At 60.4% G+C, this 15,586-nt stretch carries 14 protein-coding genes and 2 pseudogenes; 5 read left to right on the top strand and 11 right to left on the bottom strand.

Translation table 11 applies throughout. The annotated features are described in order from the left end of the window. Positions 1 to 823: 823 nt before the first annotated feature. The 4 genes and pseudogenes from LCM4577_RS17940 (at position 824) to LCM4577_RS17925 (ending at position 3,276) form a co-directional block, all read left to right on the top strand. Entirely contained in the window at positions 824 to 1,516 is a 693-nt protein-coding gene (locus LCM4577_RS17940; protein WP_371410056.1) for an OmpW family protein, read from the top strand. Between the two features lie 146 nt (positions 1,517 to 1,662). Further along, positions 1,663 to 1,967: pseudogene (locus tag LCM4577_RS17935) on the top strand (HoxN/HupN/NixA family nickel/cobalt transporter); the annotation flags it as partial. 53 nt (positions 1,968 to 2,020) lie between these two features. After that, positions 2,021 to 2,410, top strand: a pseudogene (locus LCM4577_RS17930) (amidohydrolase family protein); the annotation flags it as partial. A 98-nt stretch (positions 2,411 to 2,508) separates the two neighbouring features. Beyond that, a complete protein-coding gene (locus tag LCM4577_RS17925; protein ID WP_244508361.1) occupies positions 2,509 to 3,276 on the top strand; it encodes an amidohydrolase family protein in 768 nt (255 codons plus the stop codon). Positions 3,277 to 3,466: 190 nt separating this feature from the next. On the opposite strand, the gene larB is transcribed toward LCM4577_RS17925, so the two are convergent. From larB to LCM4577_RS17900, 5 genes are read right to left on the bottom strand one after another with little or no spacing between them, the layout of a single operon-like run. Further along, positions 3,467 to 4,150 (bottom strand): nickel pincer cofactor biosynthesis protein LarB, encoded by a 684-nt coding sequence (gene larB, locus LCM4577_RS17920; protein WP_042645935.1) that lies wholly within the window; start codon positions 4,148 to 4,150, stop codon positions 3,467 to 3,469. Then, the gene (locus tag LCM4577_RS17915) at positions 4,147 to 4,953 is read right to left on the bottom strand and encodes a hypothetical protein (protein ID WP_071072627.1); all 807 of its coding nucleotides are present in this window, start codon (positions 4,951 to 4,953) and stop codon (positions 4,147 to 4,149) included. The genes larB and LCM4577_RS17915 overlap by 4 nt, the downstream gene beginning before the upstream one ends. Then, positions 4,940 to 6,238 carry a LarC family nickel insertion protein gene (locus LCM4577_RS17910; protein WP_071072625.1) on the bottom strand — a complete coding sequence of 433 codons (1,299 nt, stop codon included), beginning with the start codon at positions 6,236 to 6,238 and terminating at the stop codon, positions 4,940 to 4,942. The genes LCM4577_RS17915 and LCM4577_RS17910 overlap by 14 nt, the downstream gene beginning before the upstream one ends. A gap of 15 nt (positions 6,239 to 6,253) precedes the next feature. Continuing rightward, positions 6,254 to 6,784: a nickel insertion protein gene (gene larC / locus LCM4577_RS17905; RefSeq protein WP_071072623.1), complete on the bottom strand. Its 531-nt coding sequence runs from the start codon at positions 6,782 to 6,784 to the stop codon at positions 6,254 to 6,256. After that, the gene (locus LCM4577_RS17900; RefSeq protein WP_071072621.1) at positions 6,784 to 8,568 is read right to left on the bottom strand and encodes a hypothetical protein; all 1,785 of its coding nucleotides are present in this window, start codon (positions 8,566 to 8,568) and stop codon (positions 6,784 to 6,786) included. The genes larC and LCM4577_RS17900 overlap by 1 nt, the downstream gene beginning before the upstream one ends. A gap of 439 nt (positions 8,569 to 9,007) precedes the next feature. Between LCM4577_RS17900 and LCM4577_RS17895 the strand changes: the two genes are divergently transcribed. Beyond that, complete coding sequence (locus tag LCM4577_RS17895; protein ID WP_040971503.1) at positions 9,008 to 9,346, top strand: carboxymuconolactone decarboxylase family protein; 339 nt, start codon at positions 9,008 to 9,010, stop codon at positions 9,344 to 9,346. Between the two features lie 76 nt (positions 9,347 to 9,422). Here the strand turns inward: LCM4577_RS17895 and LCM4577_RS17890 are convergent, their stop codons facing one another. The 6 genes from LCM4577_RS17890 to LCM4577_RS17865 form a co-directional block, all read right to left on the bottom strand. Then, on the bottom strand, positions 9,423 to 10,166 hold the full coding sequence (locus LCM4577_RS17890; protein WP_083354762.1) for a nucleotidyl transferase AbiEii/AbiGii toxin family protein: 744 nt from the start codon (positions 10,164 to 10,166) through the stop codon (positions 9,423 to 9,425). Next, a complete protein-coding gene (locus LCM4577_RS17885; RefSeq protein ID WP_071072615.1) occupies positions 10,159 to 10,779 on the bottom strand; it encodes an AbiEi antitoxin N-terminal domain-containing protein in 621 nt (206 codons plus the stop codon). Before LCM4577_RS17885 ends, LCM4577_RS17890 begins: the two co-directional genes overlap by 8 nt. 266 nt (positions 10,780 to 11,045) lie before the next feature. Next, positions 11,046 to 11,816 carry an amino acid ABC transporter ATP-binding protein gene (locus LCM4577_RS17880; protein ID WP_198541057.1) on the bottom strand — a complete coding sequence of 257 codons (771 nt, stop codon included), beginning with the start codon at positions 11,814 to 11,816 and terminating at the stop codon, positions 11,046 to 11,048. A 20-nt stretch (positions 11,817 to 11,836) separates the two neighbouring features. Beyond that, positions 11,837 to 13,126 (bottom strand): amino acid ABC transporter permease, encoded by a 1,290-nt coding sequence (locus LCM4577_RS17875; RefSeq protein WP_116390092.1) that lies wholly within the window; start codon positions 13,124 to 13,126, stop codon positions 11,837 to 11,839. A gap of 1 nt (position 13,127) precedes the next feature. After that, positions 13,128 to 14,381, bottom strand: coding sequence for an amino acid ABC transporter permease (locus tag LCM4577_RS17870; protein WP_071072613.1), 1,254 nt, complete (start codon positions 14,379 to 14,381; stop codon positions 13,128 to 13,130). 114 nt (positions 14,382 to 14,495) lie between these two features. After that, positions 14,496 to 15,512, bottom strand: a complete 1,017-nt coding sequence (locus LCM4577_RS17865; RefSeq protein ID WP_071072611.1) for an amino acid ABC transporter substrate-binding protein — start codon at positions 15,510 to 15,512, stop codon at positions 14,496 to 14,498. Positions 15,513 to 15,586 lie beyond the last annotated feature (74 nt).

The raw sequence follows: 15,586 nt of genomic DNA, 5'->3' as shown, positions 1-15,586 counted from the left end.
AGGACCGCTTTGGGCCCAGCATCTGGGCGGTTACTCGACGGCGGTCACGCGGCCTGAGCGGGCTTATTGCCGGCCCGCTCCGCCCGCTCGGCCGCGGCGGGTTTGCCGATGAGATCAAGAAGGCAAGAAGAGCGCTGGCTAGGGCGTCCCTGAATGGGATGTGTTTCCGAGTTTCCATCGCCCGAGTGCGGGTGGATGATCGCGCGGCCAACACCATGTGAGAAATCCAGCGCCAGCCGGTGCTGGACAGTTCGCTGTGCGGGCCATCTCGTGAGAGAGCCACCACATTGAATTGACATGCGGCCTTATCTTCTCGATCGCGTTCGAAGAGAGCTTCCAACCTGGCGTGGCCGGCTGGGAGAAAGATCACACGATCGACGTGACCATGCTCGGCCGGATCAGTGCTAGCGCGCTAATAATAGAAATTGCGATCGCCTCAAGCCTCAAGCCTGATTGGCAGGCCAAACACTCTCGTGAGACATTGAAGTTGGGGATGGAAGACCCCACCTCGCATGACCAGCATCGCGACCACCTCGTGAGGGATTGTCTCGTTCATCCTCTGCCAATGGGTCGGGGGTAGCTGTCGCGTGCTTTCGGTCGTTAGTCCGTTTGTGCAAAACACGACAATATCGGCTCGAAACACGACAATATCAGCTCCGAGGCACGAGTGTGTCGGAAGCGAATCTTGCGGTTTCCCAATGTCTCTTTTCGTTGGCACGACAAATGCAGTGCTCTTCACAGACGTCTGTATCAGCGCGTGATGAGAAATCATCCCGCGCGCGCAAACGACAGAGTCTACGGTTATCAGATGCCAGGAGAGAACATGATGACAAAAGTGCGGATGATTGCGGCGCAGGGTGCGATGGCGCTCATCGTCCTTATGGGGGTGGGTCAGCAGGCTTTGGCGGCAGACCCTGCGCAACGTTACATCGCACAGGACCAGGGAACGGTGGAGGCGTCGAGCCCGTGGCAGATCCGCGTGCGCGCGTTGGGAGTGAAAACCAACGATTCAGGTTACGTCGGCGGGGTCGCCGGTTCCAATCTCTCCTATTCAGACACCGTGACGCCAGAATTCGACATCTCCTATTTTTTCACCGAAAACATTGCTGCCGAACTCATACTCGCCACTACCTACGCCAACGTTGATGGCACCGGAGCAATCGGCGCGCTGGGGAATGTCGGCAAGGTATGGATACTGCCACCCACGCTCACGCTGCAGTATCATATCACCGACCTCGGGGCCTTCCGACCCTATGTCGGCGCCGGCCTGAACTACACCGTCTTTTACAATCAAAGTGTCGGCAGCGCCGATGCTCTCCATGTGAAGAACACGTTTGGTGCCGCGCTGCAGGTCGGCTTCGACTACATGCTGGATCAGCACTGGGGGGTCAACGTCGATGTCAAGAAGCTTTTCCTGGAACCAGATTTTACCGTCAAAGTGGCCGGCACCGATCTGAAAGGCAAGGCCAAGCTAGACCCCTGGTTGATTGGTGCAGGCGTGACTTACCGCTTCTAACAGGTCGGCGATCCTTCGGCTCGATTTTAAAAGCGGCGGAAACGCCCAATGAAAGACTTGAGGCAAGACCGAATCCCGTCCAGGCTGCTGCTCAACGTTACGCCGTGCAATATGGGCGAGCACCTCATTCGTAGGTGCTCGGCCCGGCCTATATGCTCGGCCTTCGACGTGCATTTGACGCAGACCATATTGCGGCAATAGACAATATCGCGCGCAAGCTCACACACGAAGGCAAACATCCGTTTTCGGTCGGCTTTTTCTTTTTGCAGGGCCATTCCAGCATCGTCGTTCTGGATTACGTGGTCATCGCAGCCACCGGGAACCAGCTTCACGTCTTCCACGACATTGGCAGCGTCATCGGCACATCGATTTCTGCACTGTTCCTGCTGGTGATTGGATTGCCAATCTGCTTGTCCTGAGAGGCATTTGGGCGGCGTTCTCGCGAGCGCGTCCGCCACACGCCTATCTCGTTCACACCCAGCCAGCACAAAAGAAACACGAACCATGCCAGCGGATGATTTGATCCTGGCCAATGCTAGGATGCTTGACGGGAACGGCTTCGCCGGGACCTCGGAATCGTGGCTGCGCATCGCGGATGGCGTGATCGCGGAAATCTCCGAGAAGCCGTTCTCCTCAAAGGCGGCGCGCACCATCGACCTGAAGGGCCACACCCTGATGCCAGGGCTTATCGACTGCCACGTCCATGTGACGGCGATCACCGTCGACCCTGGCCGCACGGCGATGCTTCCGGACGTGACGGTCGCCTTCGGCGCGGCGCGCATTATGAAGCAGATGCTGATGCGCGGCTTCACGACGGTGCGTGACGTCGGCGGGGCGACGCGGCCGCTGGCCCAGGCTGAGGAAGCCGGCCTGATCGAGGGACCGCGTCTTGTCTTCTGCGGCAAGGCGCTCTCCCAAACCGGCGGTCACAGCGACTATCGCGGCTTCGTCGACAACCGCAGCGCCGATTCCCAGACCTACCGTTCGGCGCGATGGGCCGGGTCTGCGACGGCATCGACGCCGTTCGTCACTCTGCCCGCGACGAAATCCGCCAGGGGGCTCAGTTCATTAAGGCGATGGCTAATGGCGGCGTGTCGTCGCCGACGGATCCCATCAACTTCCAGCAGTTCTCGATATCAGAGCTGGAGGCCATCGTCGAAGAGGCGGCGAACGCTCAGACCTATGTCTCCGCGCATCTCTACACCGACGAGGCGATCTCGCGTGCCGTGCGGTGCGGTGTGCGCTCGGTTGAACACGCCAACTTGATCGAGCCGGCGACAGCGCGCCTCATGAAGGTACGCGGCGCTATCGCCTGCCCCACACTGGTGGCCTACGAAGCGCTGCACAAGGATGCCAAGGCGCTGGGCCTGCCGGACGTGTCCGTCGCGAAGATCGACGACGTCCGGCTGCGCAGCCGGGGCTCGCTCGAAATTCTCCACAAGGCCGGGGTGACGATGGCGTTGGGCACCGATCTCCTGGGCGAACTGCACAAGTACCAGTCCGACGAATTCACCATACGCGCCGAGGTGCTGCCGCCGATCGAGGTGATCAGGTCCACGACGTGCTATGTGGCCGAGTTGCTGCGCATGACCGGCAAGGTCGGATCGCTCCAGGTCGGCGTCTTCGCCGACCTTATCGCCGTCGACGGTGATCCGCTGGAGAACATGTCGCTGCTCGGCGGCCAGGGCGACCACCTATCCCTCATCGTGAGGGCTGGCCGCGTGGTAAAGAACACCATCGACCACAATGGCTGTCCTTAGTAGAACCGGCTGGCCGTTGACAACATTCCAAGCCCAGATTCAGGCCACGATAGTTGCGATGATCAGAAAACCATAAACGGTGGCGATCTTTGCCTTGGCGCGAAAAGTTGGTCGTCGAAAAGACTGCAGGAGAGACCTCCCTGAGCTTCTGGACAAATTTACAGTCGGATCATGCAACGGCGCAACCTCGTCACACAGTCGGAGCGGCTGCGGCTCGGCGGATCATATTTAGAGCCCGGAATGCGGCACATGCCGCGCCGTACCCGTTGTCGATGTTTACGACCGCAAGTCCGGGTGCGCAGGAAGCGAGCGCTGCGTGAAGGGCGGTTTCTCCTCCGTTCGAAACCCCATACCCGGTCGAGGTGGGCAGGCAGATGATCACGCCGGGCACGAGCCCGCCCAGAACGCTTGGAAGGGCGCCATCCATTCCGGCGACCGCCACAATGACCGGAAAGGTCCGCAATTCGTCGACACTCTCCAACAACCGCCACAGGCCGGCCACGCCGACGTCGATGAATTGTTTCGTCGCGGCGCCGAGATAGGCGAGCGTTCGCGTGACTTCGGCCGCCTGCGGCATGTCCGAGCTGCCAGCCGACACCACCGCGATCCGAGGCGGTTCCAGTTCGGCAGGAGGGGTCCAGTTCAGGTAAGCCGTCCGCGAGACGGGATCGTAATCCAACCTTTCGCGATAAGTGGGCGCCATGCGGGCGAAGACATCGGGTTCGAGGCGGGTCATCAGGCACCGCGCGCCGTGCGCCAACACCCGGTCCATGATTACGGTAAGGTGGGGATCGGACTTGCGAGCGCAAAGGATGGCCTCATCGAAGTCCAGCCGCTCAGGACGCTGAAAGTCCAATCTAATCTGTTCGTTCATGCGCTTCGTTCCCGCAAGAAGGCGCTGCCCCGGACGTAGGTCTCGAAATGGACAGGTCGCGAACCGCCGAAAGCCTCAGCGATTCTGAGGGCCAATTGAACGCGCCCCTGATCGGACAGGCGCGACAGGGTAGTTGCGTCTAGTTCGACAACGACGCCTGTCTGACGGACGCGGCAACGAACGGTGTCCGGCGAGAGCTCGCGCCTGACCAGCATCTCGACCTGATCGACGGCGCGCAACACCTGAGGTTCGATCCGGAGCGCCGTTTCGATGCGGCTTGAAAGGCAGGGTGCCGAAGGCAATTCGGCGAGGTCGTTCAAGCCATGCGCTGCCGACATCGCCCTCACGTCGGCCTTGGACATGCCGGCCTCGACAAAGGGGTGACGTACGCTATTGGCTTCGGCTGCCTTGAGACCGGGCCGCCAGTCGCCCAGATCGTCTGTATTCGTGCCGGAAAAGAGCTGCGCTTTCGACAGCGACGACAGCACGCCGTACAGATTCGATTTACAAAAGAAGCAGCGATTTGAAGGGTTGGCCAGATAGCGTTCGTCCCTAAATTCCCCTGCGTCGATGACCCGCAAGTCCCAACCATAGCGCGCCGCATAGTCCCTGACCCGTTCGGTCGCGCTGACCGGGACCGCGGCCGAGGCAGCGTGGAACATGGTCAGGTCTGCGCCCAACCTAAGGTGCGCCACGAAAGCCAGAGTCATGCTGTCGACCCCGCCGGAGATGGCCACAGCCGCGGGACGGGCGCTGTCGAACACCGCGTCGAGACGGCGCAAGAAGGCTTCACTGGTCGTCATGGCTTTTCTCCAGCGCCTCTGCCTCGGCGCTGCGGCGCAACTCAGACCGGGCTTTGTGGCTCTGACGAAAGGCTTCCACGTCATCCATCTCTGCCTTGGCAGTCGGCCCGCCGGGGCGATCGGCTAGCTTCACCCTCATCCCATCGCTGGTCGTGACTGCCTGCCGCGGCAGGATGGTGCGCGCCTCCGTGCGGCTGCGTAGGCCAAGTGTCGTGGTCTGTCGGAAGCATAGCGCACCGATTGCCTCGATCGCATCTGGCCGTGTGAGAACCTGAACGGAAGCCATCATCCGTCCTTTCTTGCCGAAGACCGGCGACTGGGTCACATCGATGACGCCTTCGGCTGCACGAATGTGATCAAGGCCGGCCGCCAATTCCTCGCCTGTCTGGTCGTCGATTTCAAACTGGATGACACCGACGCGATCCTGCACTGCGGCTTCAGCCGTGAAGGCCAGAACGCGAAGCACGTTGCTCATGCCGGGGAAGCGCCGCGTGCCGAAGCCGATGCCGGTGCGATCGAGCACATGGGGGGAGGAGCCGATACTGGTCGAGGGAGAGAGATAGCGCAGGATAGCCGCTCCTGTCGGCGTGATGCGTTCGCCCACGCGACCGTCGTCATGAAAGGCAAATCCGCGCAGCAACAGGGTCGTGGCAGGAGCTGGAACAGGCAGCCGGCCGTGGTCAGTCTCCACCCAGCCGCGCCCGAGCGGGAGCGATCCGACCGACCAGCTTGCTTCGCCCACTGCGTCGATCAGTGTCGCCGCGGCTACGATGTCAGCGATCGAATCCCAGTTGCCGACTTCGTGAAAGGTCACGTCATCGACGTCCCTGCCATGAACCGCGGCTTCGGCCAGGGCGAGCTCACGGAAGATCGCGATGGCTGCGCGCTTAACAGTCTCGTCCAAGCGGCTTCCCTCAAGCATCGGACGAAGATCGCGCCAATGAGTGTGATGACGGTGGCCATGGTGCTCGTCATGGACGTTCTCATGATGATGTTGGCCATGCCGCTCGTCATGGTCATCATGCTCGTGGGCGTGCCCATGAGCATGGTGACCGCAATGAGGTCGGGCGGTTGCCTGTTCGGAGCCCATCTTCGTGACATCGAAGCGGCTGCCGGTCAGCACGCCGTCGTCATGCGGATGCACCACAGCCTCTACGTCGTCTTCCAAACCGGCAAGACGAAGATTGTTTTGCACGACTTCAGCCAGATCGGGCCAGGCGTCCAACATCGCGGCTACAAACATATCGCCGGCAATGCCGCCCAAGACATCAAGATGAATATGCATCGGGCCTTCCATCCTTTATCGGCCCGCAAGCTGCAGACCGGACAGATCGACGCGCAAGGTCTCGCCCGGCTCAGTCGATCCAATGGTGGTCTCAATCGCCCCTTTCAGCACTGCCACCGAGACCGGCAGAAGGTCTCTCATCTGCGCGGATATGGCGACAAGATCGTCGTGTTCGGCCTTTGCCCGCATGAACATTCCGTCGTTAAGGATGCGTTTGAGGCGCAGCGGGAAACTAACCTCTCCTCCCGCCCACTTCAGTTCGAGCTGCGTCCGATAGCGTCGGATATCGAAGTGCTTGTGTTGGGCCTCCAGAACCCGGTAGCCCCAAATGCCCAAATCACCAACGAGAAGGGAGGCAAATTCCGGCTCGTCCTCGGCGTTGATGTCGACCAACAGCACATAGGCTGGCCGGCCTTTCTTGCCGAGACTGGAAAGGAGCTGGACATTTTTGGCGCCCATCACGGTCATCTTGTCGATGACATGCCCGAGCAACTCGCCGGGCGCATCATCGATCTGGGCCATGAGGAGAATGACGCCGCCTGCCATCAGAGCGCCATGGATTCGACTGCGACCAGAGCCGCAGCCTCCGCCTTGGCCTTCGTACCGGGAATACCTGCGGAAATCAGGCCTGCTGACTGCGCCTCATTGGCGGCGTCCGAAGCGTTCATCTTGCCCATCGCGGCTGCGACCACGGCGGGGATGGTGACGTTCATGATCACATTGCCGGCGAGCAGCAGCTCGCTTGCAATGGGCGCAAGCGCCGTCAGAAACGGCGCGCGTTCCTTGCCTATCCCCTGCGCGACTTCCGGAATGACAGCGTTGATGATGCCTTCCATGTGGATCGTCTTGTCACCGACGGTCACTTCGGCATCAAGCGCCGGATCGAAGGCAAGCCAACGCGCTGCCATCTTGCTCGATCGGCGGGCTCCCTTGCCGATCCTGGTGAAATGAACCTTGATATTGGTGCCCTTTACCTTGCTCAGGAATTCCGAGCCCCGCGCCTCCACCAGAAGCTGACGTTCTTCGTCCATCGCGCGGACGATTTCAGCCACGCTCCTACCGGCCATCAGATCGTCATAGCTGCGCGCCGCACGGGCATGCAGGGCCTTCGTGACCATGGGAGTGGAGGACATGATCAGGGCTTCGGTCACCGGCCCGTTGCAAATCTGGGTCGCCTTTCGGGCGACGATATTCATCGCCATCATTGCGGTCTCCGGGTCGAAGCTGAAGCCGAGCCGTCGATCGCGCAAAGCCCGTGCCACGCTCTGTTCCGTCGATCCGTCCTGCAAAAGGCACATCAGCGCGATGACCGCATCGCCGCAGACGTGGCCGAGCGGCGGATTGACGGGGCCTGCACCCGCGCCGCAAATTCCCTCTTCGAACACTGAAATGATTTCATCGAGCGCCATGATGCCGATCACGGTCGGACCGCCGACATCCTTCAGGATCAGTCCGAGGTCGCCGATCAGCCGCGCCGTCTCGACTTGCTTTCCCGTGATGCGCACATGCAGCTTCTCCGGCAGGCCCGCGGTGCGGACCGCGGATCGTCCGGCGACAAAGGCGCTGGTGACCTTGCCATAGGGCCCGTACTCCTCCGCCACGTCGGCATCCGGATGGATAATTTCCAGGATCGCTGCCGCGCCGAAAAGTGCGGAGAGGAATTTCTGGCTGGGCATGCCGGCACCCGACATGCCATCCATCATCGCCTTGGTTCCGATAGCTGCGCCTTTTTCGGCCATGCCGGGGAAGATGAAATCTTCACCGAGGGCTCCGTGGCCGACCATGACCCCGCCACCAACGCCTTCCGGGATGTCGCGGCCTTGAATCGGCGAGAGTTCTCCCTTCATCATGGCATCGTAAACCGCAGCGACGGCCGCGAATCCCGAGATCTTGTTGTTCATCTTGGCCGTGGGCACGGCCGCAAGGCCGGAACGGCTGACCCCCGCAATCATGCGCGCGGAAGAACCGAGCTTTCGGTTGCCTGCTGGGATGCCAACCTGTGCATTGGCTCCGCACAGATAGAGGAGCGTTGCCGCGATAAGCGCCGCATTCGCGCCGTCAGCACCCGCTGCCTTTGCAACCGCAATGCTCTTTGCCAGGAGGTCGTCGATGGGCTGGCGAACCGCGTCGGCGAATTTGACCTCTGGGCTTACCCCACGACGAAGTTCGGCGGCGATGACGTTGCATGCAGCAACGACTGGAATGTTGAGCATCCCGTGCCCGCCGGTCAGCGCCTCGACGCGGTCGCTGGTCAGCCAGCCGGGATTGGCGTTCGCAGCCATAACCGACGCCAGGATGACTCTTTCCCGTTGTGCAGACGCATTCTTCATTACTTGGTCTCCTCCCTGTGGCGGCTAGACGAGCGGCTTTCTCGGATTTCGAAAGCTTGTAATTCGAACCGGTCGGGGCGCCGTTTCGTAGCTGAAGCGTCCGCCTGCCGGGCGTTGTCTTGCCGCAAGGTTTGTTCCCGCGTCATGGCGGCGGCGCTGGCGAAAGAAATAGCACGGCCGCATTATGATCGTTAAACGGCAATATTTCATGAGTTCATGAGCAGTCTTCATAACGGCTTCGCCTGGGCAATACGCAAGGCGCCTATGAGCGCAGATGCGAAGCGCCCGATCGGATGAGGACTGCTCATGATTGCGTGAGAAGATGCCATTTCTGCTCATGAAGCTTCTTGGATATGCCTGCGGCGGATCCAGGTGATACCTCGCTGTTTGCTCACGTATTTGCCTGATCATCAGTCCCGATTTCATGGAGGGGTTTCGAATGCTCGAGTGGGCGAAATACCGGAAGCAACTGTCGTCGCGGGTGAGTGAGCTGGGGCAGCTGTCCCCCGCCACTCTTGAGGGGGTTCGGGCGCTCGGTGGTGCGGGCAACAAGACCGCCCGGCTGGACGCCAAGACCCGCGAGTTGATCGCGCTTGCCGTCGCGGTCACGACACGCTGCGACGGCTGCATTGCGAGCCACACCGCCGAAGCTGCAAAAGTTGGCGCAACGCGCGAGGAAATCGCTGAAGCGCTTGGCGTGGCGATCGCTTTGAACGCGGGAGCGGCTCTGGTCTATTCCTCGCGCGTACTGGATGCCTTCGACACCGCTAACGGCTGATAGTCTCAGCACGCAAACAAGGCGGGGAAGGGCGCATACGATCCTTCTCCGCCAGCACCCCAGAGCGCATCACCCTCTATCTCGCAGTGCAGGAGGCCTTTTCCCTCTCTTGGCGAAGGCTGGTTATCTCTCTGCTGCGGATCCTAGGTCGCCCGCTCGCGCGGATGGCCGCATCCAGATCGCCAGCGGAAATGTCGATCGCGCGCGGGATCGCCCACAGGTCGTAATAGTCTTTCATGCGTCCGTTGAGGACGCCAAGCGCCACCATCGCCTGGAATTTCTCGGCGATCACGGTGGCCGGCGGATAGGAACGGACCTGTGGAGCGGGAAGATCGAGCAAGGTCGGATAGTCGAGCCGCTGCGTCGCATCGGCCATGGCGTCTCCGAAACCGATGTCGATTGTGAAGGGAACGCGCGTCCTTTCGAGATAAGCTGCGGTTTTGAGGCAAACGCCGCCGTATTCCATCTCTTCTCGAATGACCGTCGCAGTGAGCGCATCGATATCGAAGGCGAGGCCATCGTCGCTCTCCATCGCCATGATCTCCCTGACGTCGGCGATCAGGCGGTCAGGATCGGCGTCCCCATGTCCGAGAAAGTCTGCATCCCGCGTCACCCGATTGTCGTCGGCCACCCAGACCGTGACCAGCATGCCGCCTTTCAGGACGAAGCGGTCCCGATGCGCTGAGATTGACAGGCGGTAGAGCAGCCGTTCAAGCGCGAACCGCACCAACAGGATATCGAATGGGCGGCCTTCCTTCCGGGCGGTATTGAGCAGCCGGTCCTTGACCGACTTCGCCATATTCGTCGGTGCTTTAGCCATTGGATGTGAGCGCCTCGATATAGGGTTGCATCACCTTCCAAGCGCCGCCGGCCTTTGCGGCCTGGGCGATTGCGCTCGGAGTTACCTTGCGTTGCTGGAGAGCAGCGCGCAGGCCTTCTACAGCGACCGATCGGTCGACCAGTTTGGGGTTTCGGAACAGGTCGGCAAGGGTCTTCGGGATCGAATAGATCGGGACGTCACGGCCAGCGATTGCATGATGTTCAATGCCCTGTCGCAGATATGGCTCCGTGAAGCGGACCATACGCAGCGGAGGATAGGACTGCACGGGCGCCCAATCGCTCGTCCCGATCGCTATCCAAACGCGCCGCGGCATTTGGTCGGTCAGTCCGTGGAAGGCGAGCGCCGACACCAGAGCGATCACGCCTTTGGGCGCGCGCATGATGGCTTCAGCAAGGATCTGGTTCTCTTCGACTTCCGCGTCCCGCTTCTGATAAACTCCCCGCGAGATACGCTCGACTTCACCGCTCTCGACGGCGCGCGCGATCGTTTGCGCGCTGATGCCAGCCTCGCGCAGTTCATGCGCATGCATCATGCTTCGCGCATCGAGCAGGCTTCTGAGCTTCGCCTTTTGCGAATCTTGCGCCGAGGGCATGTTACAAATCCTCTAATCGATCGCAATATTATCTGAGGTTTTGTCACACGTCATCCCTGCGGGCAGCCAGGAATAGCCCAGGGGAAGGGGGAAACTGTGAGGCGCCGCGGCAACCCTCGGTCGCCGCCTCGCTCCTCGTATTCCGACAACCACCAAGCCTCTGCAACGTCGGCGGAATAGATCTGCGAGCAATTTGACATCGCCGTTGATGCCTGATGTCTCATCAAAAATGTGCCGCCGACGCGCCAGGGCGCTGACGCTGTTGCTCAGTGGCCCAGGATCTGCCCGAGGAAGGTGCGCGTGCGTTCCGACTGCGACGCGCTGAAGAATGTCTTCGGTTCGTTCTGCTCCACGATCTGGCCCTGATCCATGAAGATCACCCGATCCGCCACCGCTTGGGCAAAACCCATTTCGTGCGTGACGCAGAGCATCGTCATGCCCTCTTCGGCGAGCGTAATCATCGTATCGAGCACTTCCTTGATCATCTCCGGATCGAGAGCCGAAGTCGGTTCATCGAACAGCATTATGCGTGGTTTCATGCACAGAGACCGCGCGATCGCCACGCGCTGCTGCTGACCACCCGAGAGCTGACCCGGATACTTATGCGCCTGATCCGGTATCCTGACCTTTTTGAGGAAATGCATGGCGATCTCTCGTGCTTGCCGTTCAGGCACCTTGCGGACCCAGATCGGGGCGAGAATGCAATTCTCGAGAATGGTCAGGTGCGGAAAGAGATTGAAGTGCTGGAACACCATCCCAACCTCGCGGCGGACTTTCTCGATCTGCTTCAGGTCGCTTGTCAATTCGATCCCATCGACGACGATTTTGCCTGATTGATGCTCCTCGAGCCTGTTGATGCAGCGGATCATGGTCGATTTGCCGGAGCCGGATGGCCCGCAAATGACGATCCGTTCTCCACGGCGCACGGTCAGATCGATGTCTCGCAAGGCATGAAAATCACCATACCACTTGTTCATGGATGTGATCTCGACAGCCGTTTCTGACAGGCCGCTTTCTCGCGAAAGGCCGCGCAGCATCTTGGTCATGCGCATTTCTCCTAACGATGATCCGTCTTCAGCCGGCGCTCCAGATACATCGAGTATCGCGACATGCCGAAGCAGAAGATGAAGAACACAGCTGCGATGAAGATGAAGAGTTCCCAGTAGATCCCTTGCCACTCCGTGTTGGCGCGAATGGCCGCTGCAAGGGCGATGGGGTCGAGAAGCCCGATGAACATGACAAGCGTCGTGTCCTTGAAAAGACCGATGAAAGTATTCACGATTCCCGGAATGGAGATCTTGAGAGCCTGCGGCAGGATGATGAGACGCTGAGCCTTCCAGTAATCCAGCCCCAGAGCTTCCGCGGCCTCATACTGGCCGCGCGGCAGGCCTGCCAAGCCGCCGCGGATGACCTCGGCCATGTAAGCGCTGGCAAAGAGCGTCACCATGATCACGACGCGCAGGATGAGGTCGAAGTTGGTGCCGGGCGGCAGGAAGTAGTTCAAGAGCAGCGATGCGGTGAACAGCAGCGTGATGAGCGGCACGCCACGGATGAATTCGATGAACACGACGCTCAGCATCTGGATGAGCGGCAGACTGGAGCGACGGCCAAGCGCGAGCAAGATGCCGAGCGGCAATGACATTGCAATGCCCGTCACGCCGATAATGATCGACAGCAGAAACCCGCCGATCTGGCGCGACGGGACGGGCTCGAGGGCGATCGGAATGACGCTATCTACGCCTGACGAAAAAAGCTGGGCGGCATAAATCCACCAAAGCGCCGCGCCGAGAATGGCGATGCTCACGCCAAGCCCTCGACTGATGAGTGCTGTCGATGCGAACAGGCCGGCGGCGACAGCGAAACCGAGGTAGGCGGCAACGGGAAACCAAAGGCTTCCGCCCCAGATCAGCCAGCACGCAATGCCGGGGTAGATGGCGCTGAACCAGAGCGCGCGAGACGGCAGGACGCGGAACAGAACCGGCGCCAGCGCCGCCAACAGCAACGCGAAGGCGAGAACCGGGCGCCAATAAAGATCCGCAGGATAGAAGCCAAACAGAAGTTGCGGCCAGCGGTCGCGAATGACACCCCAGCACGCGCCTGGCGCTCCGTCGAGGAGCTGTCGACACTCGGAAAGCGACTTGGCTTTCCAAATGGAATTGCCAAGCCAGGGAGCGATGGCCATGGCGAGCCACGCGATGGCCGACAACGACGCTACGGTCAGCAGGGTGCTGAGCCAGCCATCGAAGAGGTTCTTCCTCATCCACTCCAGCGGACCATGTTGGCTGACCGGCCTTGCCGAAGCGAGAACCATCTCCTGGCGCACCCAGGATACGTTGTGCATGTTCATCTTAGCGCTCCTGCAACCTGACGCGGCTGTTGTAGACGTTCATGACGCACGAGATGGTCAGGCTGATGCTGACGTAGATCAGCATCATCAAAAGCATCGCCTCCAGTTCTCGACCGGTCTGGTTGATGGTGATGCCGCCGAGCGTAGAACGCAGATCCATGTAGCCGACCGCCAAGCCCAAAGAGGTGTTCTTGGTGATGTCGAGATATTGCGAAATGAGCGGAGGCACGACGATCCGCAAGGCTTGCGGCAGGATCACGAGCCGCATCGTACGACTTGGGGAAAGCCCAAGCGCATGAGCGGCTTCCGTCTGCCCGCGGGAGATCGCAAGGATTCCAGAGCGAACGTTTTCGGCGATGAAGGCGCCGCTATAGACACTGAGCCCGATCCACAGCGCAATGAAGGAATTGCGCAACAACAGGCCACCGGTGAAGTTCAGTCCCTTCAGGGCCGGATACTCAAGATGGAAACCCAACGCGTAGAGCAGAGCGATCATTGGCAGCGCAAACACGAACAGGCTTTTCCACCACGTGGCCGGACGTTGCCCGCTTGCGCTTTGGATACGTTGCGCGTGTCTGACCAGCCTCCGATGGGCGAGAAGCGAAAGCGCGAGCGTGCCGAGGATTGCCGCGTAGTTGAGGTCAAGCGCGCCGAATGCGCTGCTGGATTGACCCAGGCTGTTAGAGAAATAGGGAACTGGCAGATAGATGCCGCGGTTGGTGACAGCAACGCTGTGCCACAGGATCATGGAAGCCGTGGGATTGTCGCCGCGGAATGCGCTGGGCGTCGGCATAGCCTGCGACATGATCGCGGCGACAACAACGATCCAGAGCAGAGCCGGCACGTTGCGGAAGCTCTCGACATAGACTGTCATCAGACGAGCGACGATCCAGTTGTTGGAAAGCCTGAGCACGCCCGCCAACACGCCAAGGATCGTCGCGGTCACGCAGGCCATTGCCGCAACGATCAGCGTGTTGAGCAAACCGACGATGGCGGCACGGGCATGAGTGCTCGTGCTCGAATACTCGATAGCGTGCGGCGAGATGTCATAACCTGCCGTGCTCCAGAGAAATCCGAACGAGAAGTTCTTTCCAAGGGCAGCCAGATTGTGGATCGTGTTGTCGATTAGCCAGGCAGCCGCAAGGACGAGCAGGATGAACGCGATGACCTGGATCGATCGGGCTCTGTAACGGGTGTCATTGAAGAGCATGCTCAGGTGAAAGGGCTCGCGGGGAGCCGCGCTTTTCATGGCCATGAGTGGTCTCCCTGAAGGTTCGCTGCGCTACCTTCGGCCTACGACTTGTGTGTTGTGGGCTATGCGTGCCGGAAACCGAAAGGCGCGGGGCAAGCCCGCGCCTCGAGAAAGATTTCAGCGGAACGGCAGCGGATACATCAGGCCGCCCTGCGTCCACAGAGCGTTCTGGCCGCGGGCCAAACCAATCGAGGTTTTGTCGCCAACATTCCTGGCGAAAATTTCGCCGTAGTTGCCAACGGATGCGATTGCCCGTTTGGCCCAGGCCGGATCCAGGCCCAGCATTTCACCAAGCTTGTCCTCTTTGCCCAGCAGGCGATTGACTTCCGGGTTGTCCGTGCCTGCTGAAAGCTTCTCCACGTTCTCGGATGTTATGTCGAGCTCCTCAGCCGCAAGGAGCGCGTTCAAGGTCCAGCGCGCCACGTCCGCCCATTGATCGTCGCCCTGGCGGACAAGCGGACCCAGCGGTTCCTTCGAAATGATCTCCGGGAGAATGATGTGATCCTGCGGGTCCTTGAAGCTCGACCGGGTTGATGCAAGATCGGATCCGTCGCTCGTAATCACATCACACGCACCGGCAAGATATTTCTGCTGGACGTCGCCATTGTTCTCGACGGGAACCGGGTCATATTTCATGTTGTTCTTGCGGAAGTATTCCGCGAGATTCAGCTCGGTGGTGGTCCCGGTCTGGATGCAAACGGTGGCGCCGTTCAGATCCTTTGCGCTCTTGGCGCCGAGAGATTTCGGCACCATGAAGGCCTGACCGTCGTAAAAGTTCACACCCGCGAACGTGAACTTCAGGTCCACATCGCGCGAAAATGTCCAGGTCGTGGTGCGGGACAAAATGTCGATCTCGCCGGATGCAAGTGCGGTGAACCGCGTTTGCCCGGTCGTAGGAACGAAGGTCACCGCATTGGGATCTTTCAAGACCGCAGCCGCGACAGCTCGGCAGTAGTCCACGTCCATGCCATGCCAGGCGCCGGACGCGTCCGGAGCGGAGAAGCCGGCCTGGCCGCCGGTCACACCGCAATTCAGCTTACCACGCGCTTGAACATCGGCCATCGTGCCGGCCGAAGCGATACCGGCCGTCAGCGTTGCCGCTGCAATCGTGGCAAGAGCGGTCGTCATTTTCATGTTTCATTCTCCCGGTTTGTGATCCGGCAGCGGTGGCTTTTTTGCCGAATTGTCCGCCACTCGGATCGGTTGAG

The sequence above is a fragment of the Mesorhizobium sp. LCM 4577 genome (genome assembly GCF_001854795.2).
In the GTDB taxonomy this organism is placed as follows: domain Bacteria; phylum Pseudomonadota; class Alphaproteobacteria; order Rhizobiales; family Rhizobiaceae; genus Mesorhizobium; species Mesorhizobium plurifarium.
The sequence above is the reverse complement of the archived record's forward strand: the minus strand, read 5'-3'. Positions and strand labels throughout refer to the sequence as shown.

Coding starts and splice junctions, on each gene's coding strand:
- LCM4577_RS17940 (WP_371410056.1), top strand. CDS start 824: ATGATGACAAAAGTGCGGATGATTGCGGCGCAGGGTGCGATGGCGCTC.
- LCM4577_RS17925 (WP_244508361.1), top strand. CDS start 2,509: ATGGGCCGGGTCTGCGACGGCATCGACGCCGTTCGTCACTCTGCCCGC.
- larB (WP_042645935.1), bottom strand. CDS start 4,150: ATGAACGAACAGATTAGATTGGACTTTCAGCGTCCTGAGCGGCTGGAC.
- LCM4577_RS17915 (WP_071072627.1), bottom strand. CDS start 4,953: ATGACGACCAGTGAAGCCTTCTTGCGCCGTCTCGACGCGGTGTTCGAC.
- LCM4577_RS17910 (WP_071072625.1), bottom strand. CDS start 6,238: ATGCATATTCATCTTGATGTCTTGGGCGGCATTGCCGGCGATATGTTT.
- larC (WP_071072623.1), bottom strand. CDS start 6,784: ATGGCAGGCGGCGTCATTCTCCTCATGGCCCAGATCGATGATGCGCCC.
- LCM4577_RS17900 (WP_071072621.1), bottom strand. CDS start 8,568: ATGAAGAATGCGTCTGCACAACGGGAAAGAGTCATCCTGGCGTCGGTT.
- LCM4577_RS17895 (WP_040971503.1), top strand. CDS start 9,008: ATGCTCGAGTGGGCGAAATACCGGAAGCAACTGTCGTCGCGGGTGAGT.
- LCM4577_RS17890 (WP_083354762.1), bottom strand. CDS start 10,166: ATGGCTAAAGCACCGACGAATATGGCGAAGTCGGTCAAGGACCGGCTG.
- LCM4577_RS17885 (WP_071072615.1), bottom strand. CDS start 10,779: ATGCCCTCGGCGCAAGATTCGCAAAAGGCGAAGCTCAGAAGCCTGCTC.
- LCM4577_RS17880 (WP_198541057.1), bottom strand. CDS start 11,816: ATGCTGCGCGGCCTTTCGCGAGAAAGCGGCCTGTCAGAAACGGCTGTC.
- LCM4577_RS17875 (WP_116390092.1), bottom strand. CDS start 13,126: ATGAACATGCACAACGTATCCTGGGTGCGCCAGGAGATGGTTCTCGCT.
- LCM4577_RS17870 (WP_071072613.1), bottom strand. CDS start 14,381: ATGGCCATGAAAAGCGCGGCTCCCCGCGAGCCCTTTCACCTGAGCATG.
- LCM4577_RS17865 (WP_071072611.1), bottom strand. CDS start 15,512: ATGAAAATGACGACCGCTCTTGCCACGATTGCAGCGGCAACGCTGACG.